We start from the raw sequence: 19,624 nt of genomic DNA on the forward strand, positions 1-19,624 counted from the left end.
CGCGTCTCCAGGACACGCTATTGCTTGTTGCGCGGCACCTTCGGCACGGTGCCGCCGCGCCGTGCCGACGACTGCTTGGCATCGGGCCGCGAAGTGGCCTTCGGCGGGGAAGCGACGGCGACATCACCGCCATCGTAATCATCCTGCTCTTCCTCCACTCGAGCCTGACGGCGGCTGCGGCTTTCGGCCGATTTGCGGCGCGCCGGCGCCTCGTCGGCGATTGCCTCGAGCTTGAGTTCCCGGCCATCCGCGCCATCGACGACGGACACCTTGACGGTGCCACCCCGCTTCAGCTTGCCGAACAGGACCTCGTCCGCCAGCGGCGTCTTGATGTATTTCTGGATCACCCGTCCCAGCGGCCGCGCGCCCATGTTCTCGTCATAGCCCTTGTCCGCCAGCCAGACGACGGCTTCCGGCTCGAGCTCGAAGGTCACTCCACGGTCGGAAAGCTGTGCCTCAAGCTGCATGACGAACTTCTGCACCACCTCGTGGATCACCGGCGTCGGCAACGGCGCGAAGGGGATGATCGCATCGAGCCGGTTACGGAACTCCGGCGTGAACAGGCGGTTGATCGCCTCCATGTCGTCGCCCGTCCGCTTGGCGGAGGTGAAGCCGATGGACGCCTTCTGCAGATCCGCCGCGCCCGCATTGGTCGTCATGATCAGGATAACGTTGCGGAAATCGATACGCTTGCCGTTGTGATCGGTCAGCTTGCCATGATCCATGACCTGCAGGAGGATGTTGAACAGGTCGGGATGCGCCTTCTCGATCTCGTCGAGCAGCAGCACGCAGTGCGGATGCTGGTCCACGCCATCGGTCAGGAGTCCGCCCTGGTCGAAGCCGACATATCCTGGAGGGGCGCCGATCAGACGCGATACCGTATGGCGCTCCATATATTCCGACATGTCGAACCGCAGGAGCTCGATGCCCAGCGAGGCCGCGAGCTGCTTGGCAACTTCTGTCTTGCCGACGCCCGTCGGCCCTGAGAACAGGTAGCTGCCGATGGGCTTCTCGGGCTCGCGAAGGCCCGCGCGCGACAGCTTGATCGCCGCCGTCAGCATGTCGATGGCCGCATCCTGGCCGTAGACGACACGCTTGAGTTGCGTATCCAGATTGGCCAGGACAGCCTCGTCATCCTTGGAAACCGATTTCGGCGGTATCCGCGCCATGGTGGCGACGGTGGCCTCGATTTCCTTGACGCCGATCTGCTTCTTGCGCCGGGACTCCGGCAGGAGCATCTGGGACGCGCCCGTTTCGTCGATCACGTCGATCGCCTTGTCGGGCAACTTGCGGTCATTGATGTAACGCGCCGAGAGTTCCACCGCGGAGCGGATTGCCTCGTTGGTGAACCTGACGTGGTGAAACTCCTCGAAATAGGGCTTCAGCCCCTTCAGGATCGACACGGCATCGTCGATGCTGGGCTCCTTGACGTCGATCTTCTGGAAGCGGCGCACAAGGGCCCGGTCCTTCTCGAAGAACTGGCGGTATTCCTTGTAGGTGGTCGAGCCGATGCAACGGATCGCGCCGGAGGAGAGAGCCGGCTTCAACAGGTTGGAGGCATCCATCGCGCCGCCGGATGTGGCCCCCGCACCGATGACGGTGTGGATCTCGTCGATGAAGAGGACGGCGCCGGGATACTCCTCCAGCTCCTTGACCACCTGCTTGAGCCGCTCCTCGAAGTCGCCGCGGTAGCGCGTGCCGGCAAGGAGCGTGCCCATGTCCAGCGAAAAGATGGTGGCGTCGGCCAGCACCTCGGGCACGTCGCCCTCGACGATCCGCTTGGCCAGGCCTTCGGCGATGGCGGTCTTCCCGACGCCCGGATCACCCACGTAGAGCGGATTGTTCTTCGAGCGGCGGCACAGCACCTGGATGGTGCGGTTGATCTCGTCGGCGCGGCCGATGAGCGGATCGATCCGCCCCGTGCGCGCCTTTTCGTTCAGGTTGACGCAGTAGGCGCTCAGCGCATCCTGCTTCTCCTTGCGGCGTCCTTCTTCCTCGTGCGACTGCCCCATGGTCGATTGCTCGTCCTCAGCTCCGCGAACGGATCGGCTTTCGGCGCCACCGGGTCGCTTGGAAATTCCGTGGGAAATGAAATTAACGGCATCGTATCGGGTCATTTCCTGCTCTTGCAGGAAGAAGGCGGCGTGGCTTTCGCGTTCGGCGAAGATGGCAACCAGCACATTGGCGCCTGTCACCTCTTCACGGCCGGATGACTGGACATGAATGACGGCCCGCTGGATGACCCGGTGGAAACCGGCCGTCGGCTTGGAATCCTCGTCGCTGCCGGTGACGAGATTGGCAAGTTCGGTATCGATGTACTCGACCAGGGCTCCGCGCAGCGTGTCGATATCGACGCTGCATCCACGCAGCACGGCCGCGGCGTCGGCATCCTCGAGCAGCGCCAGCAGGAGATGCTCCAGCGTGGCGAATTCCTGGTGACGTTCATTGGCGAATGTCAGCGCCTGGTGGAGCGACCGTTCGAGACTGGGAGAAAATGTAGGCAAGCTTCACCTCAATTCTTTTCCATCACGCATTGCAGCGGATGTTGGTGCTGACGGGCGAAATCCATGACCTGCGTGACCTTCGTCTCCGCGACCTCGTATGTGTAAACTCCGCACTCACCGACACCATGCTTGTGCACATGCAACATGATCCGGGTGGCTGCTTCCCTGTCCTTCTGGAAGAAGCGTTCGAGAACATGAACGACGAACTCCATCGGGGTATAATCGTCGTTGAGGAGCAAGACCCTGTAAAGACTTGGCCTCTTGGTTTTCGTCTTCGTACGCGTGATGACGGACGTGCCGCGATCCGTGTCGCCGTCGCCCGCCTGCCCGGCTTGCATGATGATTACCGAATGCGCCTCGACCAAGTCCGTGTCTCTCAATGCCACCATCGTCATGGATCGATATGTAAGCATTAGCGACGTCATTATAAGACGCGTCCCGATGCGACATGTCGATGCCATGGCCTCAACAACGAAACGGATGGTCGCCCCGTTTGCCGGCGCGCGCAAGGGCACGCCCGAAAACTTGCGCGGATGTCATATCGGCGCTGTGAAAAAGACGCCGAAACGCATACTGCCGGACCGCTTCCGGCCCGGCAGTTCAATGATCGCCGAGGATCGACACGAGAACGCCTAGGTCGGAAATGGCGATGGATTGGTATCCACGAAGTTGGCGACCCCAACCCTCATGCTGCCCAAAAGGTAAAACTGGCTATCCAGCACTATGTCGTTTCCAGCGAGGTCACGAATGCTGGCGCCATTCAACGATAGTGCCTCTTCACCAAGCGTGACGCCGTCTAGATCGATATCATCGTCTGCAACCCGATAGGAGAATTCGAGGAGTGAGCCATTTGCAGGAGTCATCGCAAGGTGACGCACGGTAGATCCGATGATTATATCCAGTGTTGGGGTTCCGGCCGTTGTATCGACGGTGACGACCTCGTCCACCAACATCATGAATCTCAATTCGTTTCCGACTTGTGCTGACAAGCTCATGCTGCCGTTTACAAACGCAAATATGCTGGAGATATGGGGGCTGGTCGAATCCACGGTCGCAATCAGGAATTTGGCACTTACTGCGCTACCGGCGCTAAAGTAATGCAAACCGTCCTGCATCGGGCTTGTCGGCCGCCATATCCATGTCGCACCGGTCACATCGATCTCACCGGCCAACTGGCCGTCCGCAAACAACGGTACACTAAGAGTTATACCGTCAGGAATTGGCGCCTTCAAACTCCCATGAAGCTCCAGTCCGTCAGCGGAGACCGAAATCGAAGTGGACTGATGTCCGTTGGAAAACAGACTGTCGACGCTCGGAGAAAAAGCATGCAACTTTTGCTCGTTGCTCATCACCGCCAGTTGCGCCACGGTCAGCGCCTCCAGCTGGTCGATTGTCAACCCATCAAAAGACGCAGCGTCGATGTTGCTCAAGTGATCCGCCGGCAACTGTCCGATTTCGCTCGTAGACAGCATCGCCACGTCGCGAATGTCTAGGTTCAGCGGCTTGCCCGGTTGCAGGGACGACATCTCCGGCGTGCTGACGGCAACTCCGATGGCATATGGAAGTGTATCGAGCTCTTCGGACGGCTCGAACGTCCAGGTCAGACGGTCCTCCGATAATGTCGCAGTCCCGATTTGGTCTTCGCCCGCGATGATCGCCAAGGATGCACCTTGTGGTAGCGGCGCATTCAAGGTGCCGAATAATTCTGGACGCCTGTCAAGCGTGAAATCGGAGTTCGTACCCAAATCCCCCGTCTGAACCTGCAACCCATAAAGGGCTTCCATTTGCTCGCCGGACAAATACGTCAATTGGGCTGCGGCCAACTGAGACGCGTTGATATGCGCCAGGGCTTCGGCCGGAATATACTTCATATCCTCCGCCGACAGATGGGCCACTGTATCGGCGGTCATCCCGGCCGCGTCCTCGGGACCGATATTTGACAAAACCTGAACTCTTATTTCGCGTTTTATCCCATCCATCACCGCCAAACGAATCTCGTTGGCCTGCGCGAAAATCGGCGAGTCGCTGGCCATGGAAGCAACCAGATGCAAATTCTGATTTGCCCTGTCGACCGCCTGCGCTCCGAAGGAAAGCAAGTAAGCCGGGGTGTTCAGATCGTTCTTGTCCAAGGCCAGCAGCATATACTCGAAGGATTGCTCATAACCGAAATCTGCCGACAGCCCGGACATGGACGCCAGAAGCTTGCCGACATAGTTGGACTCGGTACTGACCTGCCCATACTTGTCGATCACGGCTGCTGCCGGCTGATGAATTTCACCGGGGATGCCAAGGGCGGCAGCGACGTAATCGTTTGCGGCTCTGGCCGTGCTCTCCGCGACAACCCCATGGCCCGCGATCTTCTCTGCATAACGGACCGCCAGTTCGGAGAGAGGCGACACCGTAACCTTCGCGGACTCCTCGCCGTTCACGAAGAGATACAGACGAAGCTCTCCCGAAAGGTCGGCCGCATTCCCCGTCGCCTCGTCAAGGTAGTCTGCGCGCCATCGGTTTTGTCCGAGACACGAGCCAGCAGAACACCGCTGTATCCCTTGGGCAAGTCCACCTCGAATGTACCGTCGCTTGCAACAGCGATCGCGCCGGCAATCAGGTTGCCGTTCAGATCGTAGAAGGTGACTTCCAAGCCATGACCGTCGATCACCGGGCCCGCGACCACGCTCCCGGATACATGCATGCTCCTGGCGGTTGAGACCACGGGCGGCGTCGTGACTGTCGTGATGACGTATCCGGAGTCGGATCCGCCGCCGGAGCCACCGCCGAGAGTTGCGCCGGCAACACCGAGCCCGCCCAGCCCACCGAGAACCGGGAGGTACATCGGCCGCTGCACGGACCCGTTTGCAATCAAATCTCCAAACTCTCTTGTAATGCCGTACTGCGCAGAGAACGCGTCGATTATCGAACTCGGTTCGTGCGACCCTGCAAACGAATAGATGTACTGCGAACCATCCTGGGCGATCATCGAGGCGACGGTGCCACCATCGATCATCTTAAGGTGGTTATCCACGTTCGGCAGTTCGATGGCACAGGCCGCGTCGTCGCAAGCCAGGAAGAAGTCCTCAAGGACGATCTTCGTGTGGCCTTGCAAAAGCACGACAAGATTGTCGTCATTATCCCTGAGGGCGAAAACCTCTCCGTCGAATGGCTTGCCGTCTGGATCCAGGCTGTTCTGCAAACGATAACGAATGCCCCGTTTGGCTTGCACCGACACGGTCGACCCCGCCACGACCCTGACGGCGGTAGATCCATCCCAAAGGAAGACATTTGAGCTCGGCACCGTTGCCGACCCGGCGAGCTTCTTTACAGCCATCACGCTTTAACCACCATACGTCATAACGATATCCTTCGCGCTCTATCGTTATAATGTTTACCAGTAAAGCAAAAAACCGCGCCCGTTGCCGGACGCGGTTTCCATTGAACCGGTTGCAAGGCCCCCGTGCGGATGGAGCCCCGATGGCGGCCTGCTCAGGCCTTGAAGGCCTGCGGCTTGGGGAAGCTGCCCATGACGGCCTCGAACGGCTTGTAGCTCTCGCGCGCCATGTCCGAGCAGATCTCGCCCATCTTCGTCGCCTGCGAAACCCAGCCTTCGTAAGCCGCCTTGGCATAATCCGCCTGCAGCTCGAACACCTTGTCCAGGGTGCGGACCTGCGTCATCTTCTCCATCAGCTCGGTCGACTGCTCGTAGGAGCGCTTGGTGTAGTCACCCGTCTCCGACGCCAGCATCTGGAAGCCGCGCGTCACCGCCGAAACCGACTTCAGCGCGCCATCCATGGCGTCCTTACCAAAGCGGCTGGTGTCCTCGTATACCGTCATGTTCTCACTCCCTTCGATTGAATGTGCTGCAATGCAACAATACCCGGTCGTTATATTGCATTGCACAATGAAATGCAACTCATTGTGCGTTGCGGCCGATCTCGGAATCGCAGACTTTCGAGGGAGGCGCGTGGCGGCGACGGGAATTCGGGGGAAGTTGCAAACGAACCTTCAACCATAAACGGATTGGTAAGGCTGCCTCTCTACGGTTGGACGGTGACAGTTGCAGAAATGCCCCGGCGACTCGCCGCCGCGGCGCCACCCGAAGCAAGAGAGCCTCGAACGTGCCAGTCTTCCGTACACGTCTGAAAGCCGCCCTGACCGGTCTGGTGCGCACCTGCGCGGTGGCCCTGGTGGGAGCCGGCATCGTCCTGTCCGCAACCGCGGGCCAGGCATCGGCGAACGAGAAATATGCCGCCTTCGTCGTCGATGCGAACAACGGCAAGGTTCTCTTCAACCGCTACGGCGACGATCTGCGCTACCCGGCGTCGCTGACCAAGATGATGACGCTGTACCTGATGTTCGAGGCGCTGGAGACTGGACGCGCCGAGCTTTCGACGCCGATGAAGGTGTCGGCCTATGCGTCGTCCCGGCCGCCGACGAAGCTCGGCGTACGCGCCGGCGGTACGTTGACGGTGGAAGAGGCGATCTACGGCCTCATCACCCGCTCGGCCAACGACGCCTCCATGGTGATCGCCGAATATCTGGGCGGCACGGAAACGCGCTTCGCGGAGATGATGACATCCAAGGCCCGCGGGCTGGGAATGTCGCGCACCACGTTCCGCAATCCGCATGGCCTGCCCAATGCAGGGCAACAGACGACGGCGCGGGACATGGCGACGCTCGGCATCGCCCTGCGCGAGCATTTTCCCCAGTACTACAAGTACTTCTCGACGCGCTCCTTCAATTTCCGCGGCCAGACGATCAACGGACACAATCGGTTGCTGGGCCGGATCGAAGGGGTGGACGGCATCAAGACCGGCTACATCAACGCCTCGGGCTACAACCTCGTCAGTTCGGTCGCCACCGGCAACAAGAAGCTCGTGGCGGTGGTCATGGGTGGTCGTTCGGGCGCCTCCCGCGACGCGCACATGGCCGAACTCATCAAAACGTATCTGCCGAAGGCAAGCAGCCGATCCGGCGGGCCGCTCGTCGCATCCTGGTCGCCCACGGGCCGCAGCGCGGCTCCGGGCGCGGTTGCTTCGACGCCTCGCGTGGCCGCCCTGCCGAAGACGGGACCTCTTCCGACCCTGCGCTCCGAATCGATCGACAGCCGCGTCGCAGCCGCCTACGGCACCAATGCCGCCGGCGCCGTGGCAGACGCCATCGCGACGCCGTCCGGCCGCCCCTCGATGGGCCGGGATGCCCTTCGCGCCGCCATGGCCGAGCGCAGCCAGGCCCAGCGCCTGTCGGTTCCGACGGCCAACGCCCTTGCGCCAGAGCCGAGCCGCCCTGCCCGCGCCACGCGCCCGCTGGAGGCGCCCCAGATGGCGCCGGTGCGCAGCGGCATGCCGGGCGCGCCGATCCCCCGGGCACCCATTCCGTCGGCATCGATAGACCACTCGCCCACCGGCTCGATCGCGTCTCCCGTAGCGGAGGCCGTCAAGGCCCGGGGCTGGGTCGTGCAGATCGCGGCGACGCCCGCCCGCGAAACCGCAGACGCCATGCTCGACGAGGCTCGACTGATCGCAGGTGCGGCTTTGGCGAATGCCCGCCCGGTAACCGAGATCGTCGCCAACGGCAACGACAAGCTCTACCGCGCCCGCTTTGCCGGCTTCGACTCCAAGGCGGAAGCCGACGCGGCCTGCAGCGCACTGCAGACCCGATCCTACCCCTGCTACGCAGTCGCCAACTGACCACGAGACCAGACGAGACGAAGGTGCACCATGCTGACGGCTGAACCCGAATCCCAGGCCACCGACAAGGTTGCAAACGCTCGCCCGGCGATGGGGAGCACATTCATCGGCGACGCCGCTGCCCATCTGTCCGAATTGCGCGATGGCCGCTCGCGGCTGCGCGCCAAGGACCTCGTCAGCCTGTTGCTGTGCCATGGCGCACGCGCCTGGCGGTCCTCCCAGCCGACCACGCGGGTACGCATAAGGGTCGGCTCGCCGCTTGGCGGACGCGCATTGTCGCTGCGGATGGGCGGCGCCAAGGGCTGAGACTAGAGAAGGCCGAGCGCGGCCAGTTCCCGCCTGAGTTCGGGCGGCAGGGCCGCAATCGAGGCGTCGTCCGCGCCGAGGTCCGGGGGCGCATCCTCCGCTGTCAGATAGCGCCAGCCCTGAAAGGCGCGGCGCGGCTGCCACGCCGTACGCTGGAAGACGGGTTCCAGCACGATATGGCAACGCTCTATGCCATCGGCCTCGGTGACCGCGTCGAAACGGCGGATAGGCTGGCGCAACTGGACGTTACCCTTGATGACCCAGTAGAGCGAGCCGCCGTCGAGTATCTCGCCTGCACGCTTCGGCGTGACGCGCGTGCGATGCGTCTGCTCTGCCGGCAGGCCCGCCGCGCGGGCGGCGGCCAGCCGCAGGGCGACGTGACTTTCCAGATCCTCGACGGTATCGACGCCGACGCACAGCTTTATCATGTTGAGCACCATGCTCAGCGTCTTGCCGCCGGACAGGATCGCGGTCAAGACGAGGTGCCGCAAAAGGGCCGGTTACAGCAAGAAGAAGGTATGCCCAGATGAGCTTTCTCGACCCATTCGATGCGCTCAACCAATGTGCCTTCCTGGTCTTCATCGGGGGCTGGATCGTCTACAGCTACATTGCCGACCGCAGCCCGCTGAGCCGGCGCGGGCTGACGGCCCGCATGAACGAGCAGCGATCTGTCTGGATGCAGACCTTGTTGCGCCGCGACCTCCGCATGATCGACACGGCCATCATGGCCGGGTTGCAGCAGGGCACGGCGTTCTTCGCGTCGAGTTGCATCTTCGCCATCGGTGGCTGCTTCGCCCTGATGGGGTCGGCGGAGCAGATAGCCGTCATCGCGCAGGACCTGCCCCTGACCGGGCTGGCGGACCGCGCGCAGGTGGAGTTGAAGCTGCTCGGTGTCATGGCCATCTTCGCCCTTGCCTTCTTCCAGTTCGGCTGGGCCTACCGCCTGTTCAACTACTGCACCATACTCGTCGGCGCGATCCCCATGCGAATGGAAGCCGATGCCGATCCCGATGCCGCCGCGGTGGCGCTGGAGCGCGCCACGCGCATGAACGTCATCGCCGGCCGACACTTCAACACCGGGCTGCGCACCATCTTCTTCGGCGTTGCCTATCTCGGCTGGTTCCTCGGGCCCTATGTCCTGATGGCCACAACCATCGGCCTCGCCGTCATCCTGTTTCGCCGCCAGTATTTTTCCGATGCCCGGCGGGCCCTTGCACACTCCGGACCGAACCCTTGACCTCGCACGTATCCTCACACCCGGAGATCCGCGAAACGATCCTGCGCATGCTGGACGCACGCGCGGCCCCCAAGACCGTCTGCCCCTCCGAAGTCGCCCGCGCGCTGGCGGGGCCGGATGAAAAGGTCTGGCGGCTGTTGATGCAGCCGGTGCGCCGGGCGGTCGTGGAACTGGCCGGCGAAGGCCGCGTCGGCGTCTATCGCAAAGGGCGTCCCGTCGATCCTCAGGCGTTCAAGGGCATCTATCGCATCGGACGGCCGGGCGGCGTATCAGACGCGGGGTAACAGCGCGTCGGTGCGCCCGGACAGCCAGTATGCAGCAAGTCCGATATATTCGCGGATGGCGAAATGCACCTTCTCGACGTTGCGGATATTGGCCGACGACGGCCGCCAGACGGCCGCGCCGGAGGGCGTGCGATAATCCACCGGCCAGGGCACCACGTCGAAACCGGCCATGCGGAAGCAGCCGACGGCACGCGGCATATGGAAGGCGGAGGTGACCAGAAGCCACACCTCTCCGGGCTTCGGATCGGCCATCCGCCGGGTTTCGACGGCGTTCTCGTATGTATCGCGCGAGCGGCCTTCCAGCTCGATCCGGCTGGGTTCGAGGCCGAGGCTTTCCATCAGCCGCCCGGCAACTCCCGCTTCGCTGATATCGTCGAAAAGCACGGCGGCCGTGCCGCCCGAAAAGATCACGCGGGCCTGCGGAAAGCGCCGCGCCAAGGCAACGCCTTCGGTGACCCGGTCCGCCGCGTCGTTGAGCTCCGGCTCGCCGCGCGTGCCGGAGACGCGCGTGTCGAGCGAGCCGCCCAGGATGATGATCCCATCCACCCGGTCGGGCAGCGGCGGACGCGGAATGCGATCTTCCAGCGCGTTCATCATCAGGAGCCCGAGCGGAGACAGGCCCAGCACCAGAAGCGACACGAGGCCGGCGCCTGACAGCCACGCCGCCGCCCTTCGCCAGCCGGCGAGCCCCGCGACGAACCCGGCGGCCATCAGGATCATCACGAGAGCCAGAGGCTGAACGACGAACCAGAAAATCTTGGACAGGTAAAAGAACATGCTTGGCCAGAAACAACCCGGTTGAGGAACGATCTACCGCTTATCAGGCAAGCCTGTCGCGAGCGTGGCCGGCCATCATGTGGCGGACTTGCGGAACGGCCGGAAAGGTTACAAACAGCCTATGGTAAAACGAGAGGCGGCGATGACGGCAACAGCGGGCAAGAAACGAAGCCGCATCGAAATCCTGGATCTGCTGCGCGGCATCGCCTTGATTGCGATGGCGGTCTACCACTTCACATGGGACCTGGAGTTCTTCGGCTACATAGCGCGCGGAACGGCAAACAGCGGCGGCTGGCGCCTCTTTGCGCGCGGGATCGCATCGAGTTTCCTGTTCCTCGTGGGTCTGTCCCTAGTGCTGGCCCATCTGCGCGGCATCCGTTGGCAGCCTTTCCTGAAAAGGTTGGCGCAAATCCTCGCCGGCGCCGCCGCGATCACCGTCGCGACGCTGCTGTTCACGCCGGGCAGTTTCGTTTTCTTCGGAATTCTGCACCAGATCGCCGTCGGCAGCCTGATCGGCCTTGCCTTCGTGCGCCGCTCCACATGGCTGGCGCTGGCGGCCGGCATCCTGGTGATCGCGCTGCCCAACCTCTACGCGACGCCCGTGATGAACCCGCGATACCTGGCGTGGATCGGCTTCGCCGCGCAGGAGCCAATGTCCAACGACATCGTGCCGATCTTTCCTTGGACCGGCATCATCCTTCTGGGGATCGGCTGCGGACTCTGGCTGGCGCGCCACGATGGCTGGCTGAAGCTCAAGATGCTCAACCCCGCGATCCTGTCGACGCCGCTGACTGCCCCTCTCCGCTTCATCGGCCGTCACTCGCTGGCGTTCTACCTGATCCACCAGCCGGTCAACATCGCGGTGATCGCGGCGTGGTCCTATTTCATGCCGCCGGACCTTACGGGCGTCTTCCGACAGGAATGCATAGCCGCCTGCGAGGCCCAGCAGTCGGCGCAGACATGCCGGAGCTACTGCGGCTGCGTCGAGACCGAGCTGGCGGATGCCGGCCTGCTGGAGCCCTATCTGGCGAACCGGCTGACCGAGGAGCAGACCGGCGATTTCCAGGACAGGATCTTCATGTGCACGGCGCGCACGTTGCCTTGAAACACCCTCAGCCGTTGGGGGCGATGCCCAGCTCGGCCATTCGGGTCAGGCAGGCCTCTTCGGCCTGATCCAGTTCGGCCAGAAGCTCCTGGATGTCGCGGCGCTTCTGTTCCAGTTCGGCACGACGCTCGTTGACGCGGCGCACGATGGCGCGCAGTTGCCCGGCCTCGCCCGGTGGAGAGCGGTACATTCCGATGATCTCGCGGATCTCGGCAATCGAGAAGCCCAGCCGCTTGCCGCGCAGAACGTTCTTCAGGAGCTGCCGGTCCGAATGGCGGAAGAGGCGCGTGCGACCACGCCGGATCGGCGAGAGAAGCCCCTCGTCCTCATAGAAGCGGATCGTGCGCGTGGATATGTCGAACTCGCGCGTCAGCTCGGTGATGGTGTAGTAGTCGCGCATCGAACTCTCCAGCGTAATCTTGGGTTCTTTCTTATCAGATTTACGTAAAAGTCAATTGCGGTCTCCTGTCAGCGTGACAGGCCGAACCACCATGATGCGAGCCCGAGGAAGCCGAAGAAGCCGACGACGTCCGTGACCGCCGTCACGAAGACGGCGGAGGCGATTGCCGGGTCGGCGCCGGCCCGTTTCAGAAGCAGGGGAATCAGGATGCCCGCCAGCGCGGCTGCGAGCATGTTGATGATCATGGCGACCGCAATGACGACGCCGAGGCTCGTTTCCCCGAACCATAGGGTGACGACCAGTCCGATCAGCATTGCGATGGCTGTCCCGTTCAAAAGGCCGACCAGAACCTCGCGCCGCAGGATACGCCCGGAATTATGGATGTTGATGTCACGCGTGGCGATGGCGCGCACGGTGACCGTCATCGTCTGCGCCGCCGCGTTTCCGCCCATGGAGGCCACGATCGGCATCAGTGCGGCCAGCGCCACCATCTGCTGGATGGTCCCGTCGAAAAGCCCGATGACGGACGCCGCCAGAAAGGCCGTGAAGAGATTCACGAACAGCCAGGCGAACCGCGAGCGCGCCGCCGTCAGGAAGGAGTCGGAAATCTCTTCGTCGCCCACGCCGCCGAGGCGACGGAAATCCTCTTCCGCTTCCTCCTGGATGACGTCGACGATATCGTCGATCGTCAGCACGCCGACCAGGCGCTCATTCTCGTCCACCACCGCCGCCGATAGAAGATCGTATTGCTCGAAGATCTGCGCCGCTTCTTCCTGGTCCATTTCGGCCGGGATGGCATGGCGCGTCGGATGCATGATGGATTCGATCTTCTCGGGCCGCTTGGCCCGGAGAATTTCATGCAGCGCCACCGCGCCGCGTAGCTTGAACGAAGGATCCACCACGAAGACCTCGGAAAAGGTCTCGGGCAGGTCGTCGTCCTCGCGCATGTAGTCGATGGTCTGGCCGACCGTCCAGAATGGCGGCACCGCCACGAACTCGGTCTGCATGCGGCGGCCGGCGGATTCCTCCGGATACTCCAGCGCCCTGCGGAGGCGAAGCCTCTCGCGGAAGGGGAGCCGCTTGAGGATTTCGTCGCGGTCTTCGGCGTCGAGATCCTCCAGGATGTAGACGGCATCGTCCGACGCAAGCTCCGACACCGCGACGGCCACCTGCTCCGGCGGCATGGCGTGGATCATCTCGAGGCGGATGGCCTCGTCCACTTCGGTCAGCGCGGTATAGTCGAAATCCTCGCCCATCAGGCGGACGAGGGCCTGGCGCTGCTCTGTGGTCAGATAGCCGAGAACCTCGCCGAGTTCCGTCTCGTGCAGGCCGCCGATCGCCTCGCGCAGGTCGCCGGCGTCGTCGTGGGCCAGGGCTTCCCGGACGCGGTCCATGAACGACTGGAGCAGATCGCCCTCTTCGTCATAGATGCCGGATGCAACCGGCGTTTCGTCCACGGGGATTTCGTTCATGTCGCCTTCGGCCAACGGCACCCCCTTTTGAAACGAACCGGAGAACACAACGCACCTACATTTCCGCATCGCATGTTGCACCCCTTATTCACGCGGTTTACCCCATGCGGACACGAAGAATGCCCCGGCGACGCGGCACTGCAACACATGGCGGCTCATGAGCGGTTTCAAGGAGTGGCGGTACGACTATCTGCAGGATCCGGAGGCGATCTATGCGCGCTCCTTCGAAACCATCCGGAAGGAAGCGGACCTTTCGCGCTTCACCCCCGATGAAGCCGACGTGGCCACGCGCATCATCCATGCCTGCGGCATGGTGGATATCGCCACGGACATAGGCTTCACGCCCGGCGCGGTTTCTGCCGGAGCGCAAGCGCTGCAGGCCGGGCGCCCCATCTTGTGCGATGTCCAGATGGTGGCGCGCGGCATCATCCCCCGGCTGTTGCCGCCAGGCGTGGACATCGTGTGCACGCTTGACGATCCCGGCGTGGCGGAACGGGCCAGGGCCATGCGGACGACCCGCAGCGCCGCCGCGGTGGACATGTGGGCAGACCGCATCGACGGCGCAATCCTGGTGTTCGGCAACGCGCCAACTGCCCTTTTCCGCCTTCTAGAACGCATATCACAGGCAGGCGCGCACCCTGCGCTGGTGGTCGGCATGCCGGTCGGCTTCGTCGGCGCGGTGGAATCCAAGCAGGCTTTGGCCGCGCGGCGGGAGCTGGCATCCATCGTCGTCCACGGGCGGCGCGGCGGCAGCGCGATGGCCGCGGCAACCGTCAACGCGATCGCAATCCTCTCACGCGCCGCCTTTTGAGGCGGCGTTCATGCCGATCTCGGCAAGTATCTCGTCCGTGTGCTGCCCGAGCCTTGGTGACGGCCGCGAAAGGGACAGTTCCGCGTCGGAAAAGCGGATCGGCGTCCTGACACCGGGCACGGCACCGCCGAGCGCAGTTTCCTCTGCCATGTCGATCCGCATGCCACGTGCGACGACCTGCGGATCGGCGAAGACGTCGGAAACGCTGTTGATCGGCCCGGCCGGAACCCCGGCGGCTTCCATCATGGCCAGGAAATCGTCGCGCCCGCAGGCGGCGATCAGAGGCGCCAGAAGTCCGGTCAGCCGGTCCCGCGATCCAACGCGGGCGGCATTGGTGGCGAAGTCCGGTTCGGCGGCAAGGCCGGGCCGCCCCAGCGCAGCGCACAATCTTGCGAACTGACCGTCATTCCCGACGGCGAGGATGACATGGCCGTCGGCGACGGCGAAGACCTGGTAGGGCGCGATATTGGGATGAGCATTGCCCATGCGGTGCGGGCTGACGCCGGAAACGAGATAGTTGAGCGCCTGGTTGGCAAGGACGCCGGTCATGCAGTCGAGAAGGGCCATGTCGATATGCTGCCCCCTGCCCGTTTGCTCCCTTTGGGCAAGAGCCGCCTGGATGGCGATCACGCCGTAGAGACCGGTGAAGATATCGGCAAAGGCGACGCCGATCTTCTGCGGCTCGCCCTGCGGAGCGCCGGTCAGGTCCATGATGCCGCCCATGCCCTGGACGATGTAGTCGTAGCCCGCGCGGTGCGCGTAAGGCCCATCCTGGCCGAAGCCGGTGATGGAGCAGTAGACGAGCCGCGGATTGAGTGGCGAGAGGCTCTCATAGTCGAGGCCGTATTTGCGCAGCCCGCCAAGCTTGAAGTTCTCGATGACGACATCGGCGCCCGCGGCCAGTCGGCGTGCGGCATCGCGTCCATGCTCGGTCGAAAAGTCGAGCACGATGGACCGTTTGCCACGGTTGCAGGCGTGAAAATAGGCAGCGCTGAGATGGTTGCCGTCGATGCCGGGCACGAACGGGGGGCCCCAGCTTCGCGTATCGTCGCCGCCGGGCGCCTCTACCTTGACCACGTCCGCCCCGAGGTCGGCGAGCGTCTGGCCGATCCATGGTCCCGCCAGAATTCTGGCGAATTCGACGACCCGAAGGCCGGCAACCGGTGCTTGCATCGCGTGCGCAATCCCAAAAGCGTTTCAGCGGCCCCGGTGTGACACGCCGTCGAATATGGGACAAGCGCAACGAATCAATTGCACGTTTTTGTTTACAGGATAACTGTTTTCACCTTCGGATGGTCGCGGCCGTCCGGTTGTCATGCCTGCGCGTTAAGAAGGCATGCAGCCTGTTTTGGCAGCGGCAAGAAAGCGATCAGGCACAGTCGTCGAACGACAGCATCAAAGGAAGTGACTCAGTTGCAACTATTTGTCGACCGTAAGGCATTGATGCACTTCCGCGTTACAACACAATAAGGGCAGTGTACTATCGTCCGGACAGTCCCAGCACATCCTCCCATCGCACCAGGAGCCTCCCAATGACCTTCCAGTTCTCGACCCCCTCCCAGACCTCATTCCTCTCCACGGCCGGCATCGGCCTGGCGGACCGCGACGCGTGGACCCCGCTGTACTCCGACATCGACCTTTCGCTCGACCGCGACGCCGGCATCTACTGGTGTCACCTCCAGCCGCAGTCCCGGCCCAGCGTGACGCCGGAGCTGCTCCGGGACGTGACGTCGATGCAGTCCTTCCTGCGCAACCGCATGGCGCAGACGCCGGAAAACGAACTGCCGTTCAAGTATTTCGTGGTCGCCTCGCGGTCCACGGGCATCTTCAACCTGGGCGGCGACCTTCGTCTCTTCGCCGACGCGGTTCGCAAGGGCCACAAGCTTCTTCTCCAGAAGTACGCCCACGCCTGCGTCGACATCGTCTGGAACAACGTCGTGAGCTACGACCAGCCGGTCGTCACCATGGCGCTCGTGCAGGGCGACGCGCTGGGCGGCGGCTTCGAGACGGCCCTGTCCTGCAACGTCATCGTGGCCGAGCGCAGCGCTCGTTTCGGTCTGCCGGAAGTACTTTTCAACCTCTTCCCCGGCATGGGCGCCTATAGCCTGATCGCGCGCCGCATCGGCGCCGTGGAGGCGGAGCGCATGATCCTCAGCGGCCGGATCTATACGGCCGAGGAACTGCACCGCATCGGCCTCGTGGACGTGCTGGCAGAAGACGGCGAAGGCGAAGCGGCGCTGCGCGCCTGGTGCGCGCGGCAGTCGCGCAGCCACAACGCCATGCAGGCGGTGTTCCGCACCCGCAACCGGGTTGCCGGCATTTCCCTGCAGGAGCTGCGCGATGTCGTCGACATCTGGGTCGATGCCGCGATGCGCCTTGCCCCCTCGGACCTGAAGAAGATGGAGCGCCTTGCCGCCGCCCAGGATCGTCGCTGCAACATCGGCCGCGAGCAGGACGCGCTGATCGCGGCGGAATGAAGCCGTCAGGCGTTCTGGTCGCGATCGGAGATCACCAGCGGCCGACGGGCATGCTGACGCAACAGGATCGAGCGGGCGGTTTCGAACTCCTGCTCGATCCTTTCCACGACGCCGGGCCCGGCCTCGACCAACTCCTCAGACGATTTCGGACGCCAGCTCCGGCACGATTCCGCCACGCGGAGGACGCCGATATTGCCCGCGCCGCTTTGCAGCGCATGCGCCTTTTCCGCGTATCCCGCCACATCGCCCGCGGCGACGACCTCGCGCAGTTCCAGCAGCAGAGCGCTGCCGTCGGTCAGGAAGTCGGATATGACCGCCGCCACGAAGGCCGGGCCGCCGAGCGTTTCGAGGTTCTTCAGCATGGCGGTGTCGACATGCTGGTCGCCTTCGGCCGCGCGCGTTAACGGCGCGTCGGTCTCGCTTACGAGCTTCAACTCCGCCGCAGGCCTGCGATCGCCTTCCCATGCGGCACCGTCGCCGTGCTCGGCAAATAGAAGGTCGATCTGCTCGAGCAAGGCGGGTCCGTTGACCGGCTTCGTCAGGCAGGCGTCCATACCGGCCTGCACCGCGCGGTCGCTTGCCGCCTTGGTTGCATCCGCGGTCAGGCCGACGATCGGCAGATGCGGCCGGCCGAGTGACATCATCCGAAACAGCTTCGTCGACTCCACCCCGTCCATGCCCGGCATGTTCAGGTCCATCAGAACGAAATCGATGCCCCCCGCCTCCATGGCATCGAGTGCCTCTTCGCCATTGCCGACTACCTTGACGTAGTGCCCCCCCGCCTCGAGTATCCGGCTGATGACCTTCTGGTTGACGCGGTTGTCGTCGGCCAAAAGGATCCGCAGCCCCTTCTCGCGGCGCACGATGGTGGAATGGCTGCCCGATGCGGTTTCCGTAGCCCGCCTTATCAATCGCATCGCGTGCATGAGATCCTCCCCGAAACGCTCCTCGCCCACGATGCAGGGAACGATGTGCCTGATAGAGGCCGCCGGAAGCCCGTCGGCCCGGCGGGTCAAACCGAATATGCCTGTCGGGGCCGCCGTCCTGAGCTGAGCAACGAACTGCGCCGGATCCGCCCCTTCCGGCCAGCCGGGCTCCATCTCCACAAGCAGCACCACGCGGTGCCGGATCTCGTCCGGGGCCGGCAGCACGACCTGCGTTACTGCCTGTTCCACCGTCCCCGCAATTACGGCAATACCGCTGTGGCGCTGTATCACGGCCGGCACCTCGCCGCCATAGACATGCGACGGATCCAGAAGGATCACCTTCGTCTCGGACAGGAGCGAGCCGGCGGGCGCCTCCGCCTCTGCCGCCTTGCGGACGGGAATACGCACCCGGAACAGGCTGCCCTCGCCAGGGCGACTGCATACCTCGATATGGCCGCGCTGCAGGTCCACCAGTTCCCGCACGATGGCCAGGCCCAGCCCCGTGCCTCCGAAGCGGTTGAGAATGGTCGCGTTGGCCTGCGTGAAACGCTTGAAGATGATCGCCTGTTCGTCATCGGTCATGCCGATGCCGGTATCTTCCACTTCGAACAGCAGCGACGGACCGCCCTTGCCGTCGACATAGTCCACGGACAAGGTCACGGAGCCGGTCTCGGTGAACTTGATCGCATTGCCCACTAGGTTGATGAGAACCTCGCGCATGCGCCTTTCGTCCGCGGTCAGCAGCGCAGGGGTGCGTGCGGTGGCGAACAGATGGAACTCGATGTCCTTCGCCCTCGCCTGCACGGCGCCGACGTCGCGCACCCCCGCCAGAAGCTCCAGCGGATCGAAAGTGACCGGGGCCAGCTGCAAACGGCCGGATTCGATACTGGAAAGATCGAGAAGATCGTTGATCTGCGACAGCAGCGCGCTGGAGGCGACGCGGATCGTGTCCACCATGTCGCGCTGGTCGCGCCGGAGCGTGGTATCGACGAGCAGGTCGGTGGACCCCATGATGGCGTTGAGCGGCGTTCGCAATTCGTGGCTGACACTGGTCAGGAAGGCCGATTTTGCGCGGTTGGCCTGCTCCGCCGCTTCCTTGGCGCGGGACAGGCTTCGGATCAGCGTTGCGGCATAGAGCGGCAGGATGACGATGCCGCCAAGCAGGCCACCCGACAGAAGCGGCTGGCCCTGCCAGTAGGGCGAGCTCAGTATGACCGTCAGGAAGCCGAGCGTGCCGACGACCGTCGCCGAATAGAGATAGGCCTCGCCATAGCGGAAGCCGTTGCCGAGGATGATCCAGTAATAGAACGGGTAGAGAATGGCGACGGAGCCCTGCCCGATGGCGAGGCCGAACGACAGGAGCACAAGGTCGACGGCCATGGCGACGACGCGCCGGACATTGGATATCCCCGGTCGCCATACGAGATGCGCCAGAAGAAGCGTGGCCGAGACCATGTAGATCACGGCGATCAGACGCGCCGCGAAGGCTGTCTCTCCGCCGGGCATGAAGAACAGCGTGAAGACCAGGATCGCCAGGGAAATTACGGCACGGTTGAGCGTGATCTCGTGTTCGCGATCTGGGCGCCTGCGAAACCAGGCCACCCATTCTTTGATAATCACACCCAAAGCTCGTTCTGATCC

The 19,624-nt window shown here is 63.4% G+C and carries 18 protein-coding genes; 7 read left to right on the forward strand and 11 right to left on the reverse strand.

The window, feature by feature from the left end; translation table 11 throughout:
- Positions 1 to 17 precede the first annotated feature (17 nt).
- The 5 genes from clpA to NDN16_RS04315 form a co-directional block, all read right to left on the reverse strand.
- Positions 18 to 2,504 (reverse strand): ATP-dependent Clp protease ATP-binding subunit ClpA, encoded by a 2,487-nt coding sequence (gene clpA, locus NDN16_RS04290; protein WP_251112379.1) that lies wholly within the window; start codon positions 2,502 to 2,504, stop codon positions 18 to 20.
- A gap of 8 nt (positions 2,505 to 2,512) precedes the next feature.
- Complete coding sequence (gene clpS / locus NDN16_RS04295; RefSeq protein WP_060602095.1) at positions 2,513 to 2,842, reverse strand: ATP-dependent Clp protease adapter ClpS; 330 nt, start codon at positions 2,840 to 2,842, stop codon at positions 2,513 to 2,515.
- A 294-nt stretch (positions 2,843 to 3,136) separates the two neighbouring features.
- On the reverse strand, positions 3,137 to 4,903 hold the full coding sequence (locus NDN16_RS04305; protein WP_285292401.1) for a hypothetical protein: 1,767 nt from the start codon (positions 4,901 to 4,903) through the stop codon (positions 3,137 to 3,139).
- A 26-nt stretch (positions 4,904 to 4,929) separates the two neighbouring features.
- Positions 4,930 to 5,829, reverse strand: a complete 900-nt coding sequence (locus NDN16_RS04310) for a hypothetical protein (protein ID WP_251112382.1) — start codon at positions 5,827 to 5,829, stop codon at positions 4,930 to 4,932.
- A gap of 155 nt (positions 5,830 to 5,984) precedes the next feature.
- Positions 5,985 to 6,332, reverse strand: coding sequence for a phasin family protein (locus NDN16_RS04315; protein ID WP_251112383.1), 348 nt, complete (start codon positions 6,330 to 6,332; stop codon positions 5,985 to 5,987).
- 284 nt (positions 6,333 to 6,616) lie between these two features.
- Between NDN16_RS04315 and NDN16_RS04320 the strand changes: the two genes are divergently transcribed.
- Both NDN16_RS04320 and NDN16_RS04325 read left to right on the forward strand, forming a co-directional pair.
- Positions 6,617 to 8,188: a D-alanyl-D-alanine carboxypeptidase gene (locus NDN16_RS04320; RefSeq protein ID WP_251112384.1), complete on the forward strand. Its 1,572-nt coding sequence runs from the start codon at positions 6,617 to 6,619 to the stop codon at positions 8,186 to 8,188.
- 30 nt (positions 8,189 to 8,218) lie between these two features.
- A complete protein-coding gene (locus tag NDN16_RS04325; protein ID WP_251112385.1) occupies positions 8,219 to 8,494 on the forward strand; it encodes a hypothetical protein in 276 nt (91 codons plus the stop codon).
- Between the two features lie 2 nt (positions 8,495 to 8,496).
- On the opposite strand, the gene NDN16_RS04330 is transcribed toward NDN16_RS04325, so the two are convergent.
- A complete protein-coding gene (locus NDN16_RS04330) occupies positions 8,497 to 8,934 on the reverse strand; it encodes a DUF1489 family protein (protein ID WP_251112564.1) in 438 nt (145 codons plus the stop codon).
- Positions 8,935 to 9,020: 86 nt separating this feature from the next.
- On the opposite strand from NDN16_RS04330, the gene NDN16_RS04335 reads away from it, so the two are divergent.
- Together NDN16_RS04335 and NDN16_RS04340 are read left to right on the forward strand one after the other, a co-directional pair.
- Positions 9,021 to 9,731 (forward strand): DUF599 domain-containing protein, encoded by a 711-nt coding sequence (locus NDN16_RS04335; protein ID WP_251112386.1) that lies wholly within the window; start codon positions 9,021 to 9,023, stop codon positions 9,729 to 9,731.
- The gene (locus tag NDN16_RS04340; RefSeq protein WP_285292402.1) at positions 9,728 to 10,015 is read left to right on the forward strand and encodes a DUF3253 domain-containing protein; all 288 of its coding nucleotides are present in this window, start codon (positions 9,728 to 9,730) and stop codon (positions 10,013 to 10,015) included. The genes NDN16_RS04335 and NDN16_RS04340 overlap by 4 nt, the downstream gene beginning before the upstream one ends.
- On the opposite strand, the gene NDN16_RS04345 is transcribed toward NDN16_RS04340, so the two are convergent.
- Positions 10,001 to 10,792: a YdcF family protein gene (locus NDN16_RS04345; protein ID WP_251112387.1), complete on the reverse strand. Its 792-nt coding sequence runs from the start codon at positions 10,790 to 10,792 to the stop codon at positions 10,001 to 10,003. The genes NDN16_RS04340 and NDN16_RS04345 overlap by 15 nt on opposite strands.
- 142 nt (positions 10,793 to 10,934) lie before the next feature.
- Between NDN16_RS04345 and NDN16_RS04350 the strand changes: the two genes are divergently transcribed.
- Positions 10,935 to 11,897: a heparan-alpha-glucosaminide N-acetyltransferase gene (locus NDN16_RS04350; RefSeq protein ID WP_251112388.1), complete on the forward strand. Its 963-nt coding sequence runs from the start codon at positions 10,935 to 10,937 to the stop codon at positions 11,895 to 11,897.
- Positions 11,898 to 11,904: 7 nt separating this feature from the next.
- Here NDN16_RS04350 and NDN16_RS04355 read toward each other — a convergent pair whose 3' ends face one another.
- The gene (locus tag NDN16_RS04355; RefSeq protein ID WP_251112389.1) at positions 11,905 to 12,297 is read right to left on the reverse strand and encodes a MerR family transcriptional regulator; all 393 of its coding nucleotides are present in this window, start codon (positions 12,295 to 12,297) and stop codon (positions 11,905 to 11,907) included.
- Positions 12,298 to 12,365: 68 nt separating this feature from the next.
- Positions 12,366 to 13,769 carry a magnesium transporter gene (gene mgtE, locus NDN16_RS04360; protein ID WP_251112390.1) on the reverse strand — a complete coding sequence of 468 codons (1,404 nt, stop codon included), beginning with the start codon at positions 13,767 to 13,769 and terminating at the stop codon, positions 12,366 to 12,368.
- 157 nt (positions 13,770 to 13,926) lie between these two features.
- Here mgtE and NDN16_RS04365 point away from each other — a divergent pair, with 157 nt between their 5' ends.
- Positions 13,927 to 14,580 carry a precorrin-8X methylmutase gene (locus NDN16_RS04365; RefSeq protein WP_251112391.1) on the forward strand — a complete coding sequence of 218 codons (654 nt, stop codon included), beginning with the start codon at positions 13,927 to 13,929 and terminating at the stop codon, positions 14,578 to 14,580.
- Here NDN16_RS04365 and NDN16_RS04370 read toward each other — a convergent pair.
- Positions 14,563 to 15,753 carry a CaiB/BaiF CoA transferase family protein gene (locus tag NDN16_RS04370; protein ID WP_251112392.1) on the reverse strand — a complete coding sequence of 397 codons (1,191 nt, stop codon included), beginning with the start codon at positions 15,751 to 15,753 and terminating at the stop codon, positions 14,563 to 14,565. The genes NDN16_RS04365 and NDN16_RS04370 overlap by 18 nt on opposite strands.
- A 359-nt stretch (positions 15,754 to 16,112) precedes the next feature.
- Between NDN16_RS04370 and NDN16_RS04375 the strand changes: the two genes are divergently transcribed.
- Positions 16,113 to 17,057 (forward strand): crotonase/enoyl-CoA hydratase family protein, encoded by a 945-nt coding sequence (locus NDN16_RS04375; RefSeq protein WP_251112393.1) that lies wholly within the window; start codon positions 16,113 to 16,115, stop codon positions 17,055 to 17,057.
- Between the two features lie 5 nt (positions 17,058 to 17,062).
- Here the strand turns inward: NDN16_RS04375 and NDN16_RS04380 are convergent, their stop codons facing one another.
- Positions 17,063 to 19,603 (reverse strand): ATP-binding protein, encoded by a 2,541-nt coding sequence (locus NDN16_RS04380; protein WP_251112394.1) that lies wholly within the window; start codon positions 19,601 to 19,603, stop codon positions 17,063 to 17,065.
- Positions 19,604 to 19,624: the final 21 nt, after the last annotated feature.

The sequence above is a fragment of the Aureimonas altamirensis genome (assembly GCF_023702225.1).
Classification (GTDB): domain Bacteria; phylum Pseudomonadota; class Alphaproteobacteria; order Rhizobiales; family Rhizobiaceae; genus Aureimonas; species Aureimonas altamirensis_B.

What these genes read in the sequence shown, in the direction of transcription:
- clpS (WP_060602095.1), bottom strand. Translation starts at nt 2,842, where the DNA reads ATGCAAGCCGGGCAGGCGGGCGACGGCGACACGGATCGCGGCACGTCC.
- NDN16_RS04310 (WP_251112382.1), bottom strand. Translation starts at nt 5,829, where the DNA reads ATGGCTGTAAAGAAGCTCGCCGGGTCGGCAACGGTGCCGAGCTCAAAT.
- NDN16_RS04315 (WP_251112383.1), bottom strand. Translation starts at nt 6,332, where the DNA reads ATGACGGTATACGAGGACACCAGCCGCTTTGGTAAGGACGCCATGGAT.
- NDN16_RS04325 (WP_251112385.1), top strand. Translation starts at nt 8,219, where the DNA reads ATGCTGACGGCTGAACCCGAATCCCAGGCCACCGACAAGGTTGCAAAC.
- NDN16_RS04330 (WP_251112564.1), bottom strand. Translation starts at nt 8,934, where the DNA reads ATGGTGCTCAACATGATAAAGCTGTGCGTCGGCGTCGATACCGTCGAG.
- NDN16_RS04335 (WP_251112386.1), top strand. Translation starts at nt 9,021, where the DNA reads ATGAGCTTTCTCGACCCATTCGATGCGCTCAACCAATGTGCCTTCCTG.
- NDN16_RS04345 (WP_251112387.1), bottom strand. Translation starts at nt 10,792, where the DNA reads ATGTTCTTTTACCTGTCCAAGATTTTCTGGTTCGTCGTTCAGCCTCTG.
- NDN16_RS04350 (WP_251112388.1), top strand. Translation starts at nt 10,935, where the DNA reads ATGACGGCAACAGCGGGCAAGAAACGAAGCCGCATCGAAATCCTGGAT.
- NDN16_RS04355 (WP_251112389.1), bottom strand. Translation starts at nt 12,297, where the DNA reads ATGCGCGACTACTACACCATCACCGAGCTGACGCGCGAGTTCGACATA.
- mgtE (WP_251112390.1), bottom strand. Translation starts at nt 13,769, where the DNA reads ATGAACGAAATCCCCGTGGACGAAACGCCGGTTGCATCCGGCATCTAT.
- NDN16_RS04365 (WP_251112391.1), top strand. Translation starts at nt 13,927, where the DNA reads ATGAGCGGTTTCAAGGAGTGGCGGTACGACTATCTGCAGGATCCGGAG.
- NDN16_RS04370 (WP_251112392.1), bottom strand. Translation starts at nt 15,753, where the DNA reads ATGCAAGCACCGGTTGCCGGCCTTCGGGTCGTCGAATTCGCCAGAATT.
- NDN16_RS04375 (WP_251112393.1), top strand. Translation starts at nt 16,113, where the DNA reads ATGACCTTCCAGTTCTCGACCCCCTCCCAGACCTCATTCCTCTCCACG.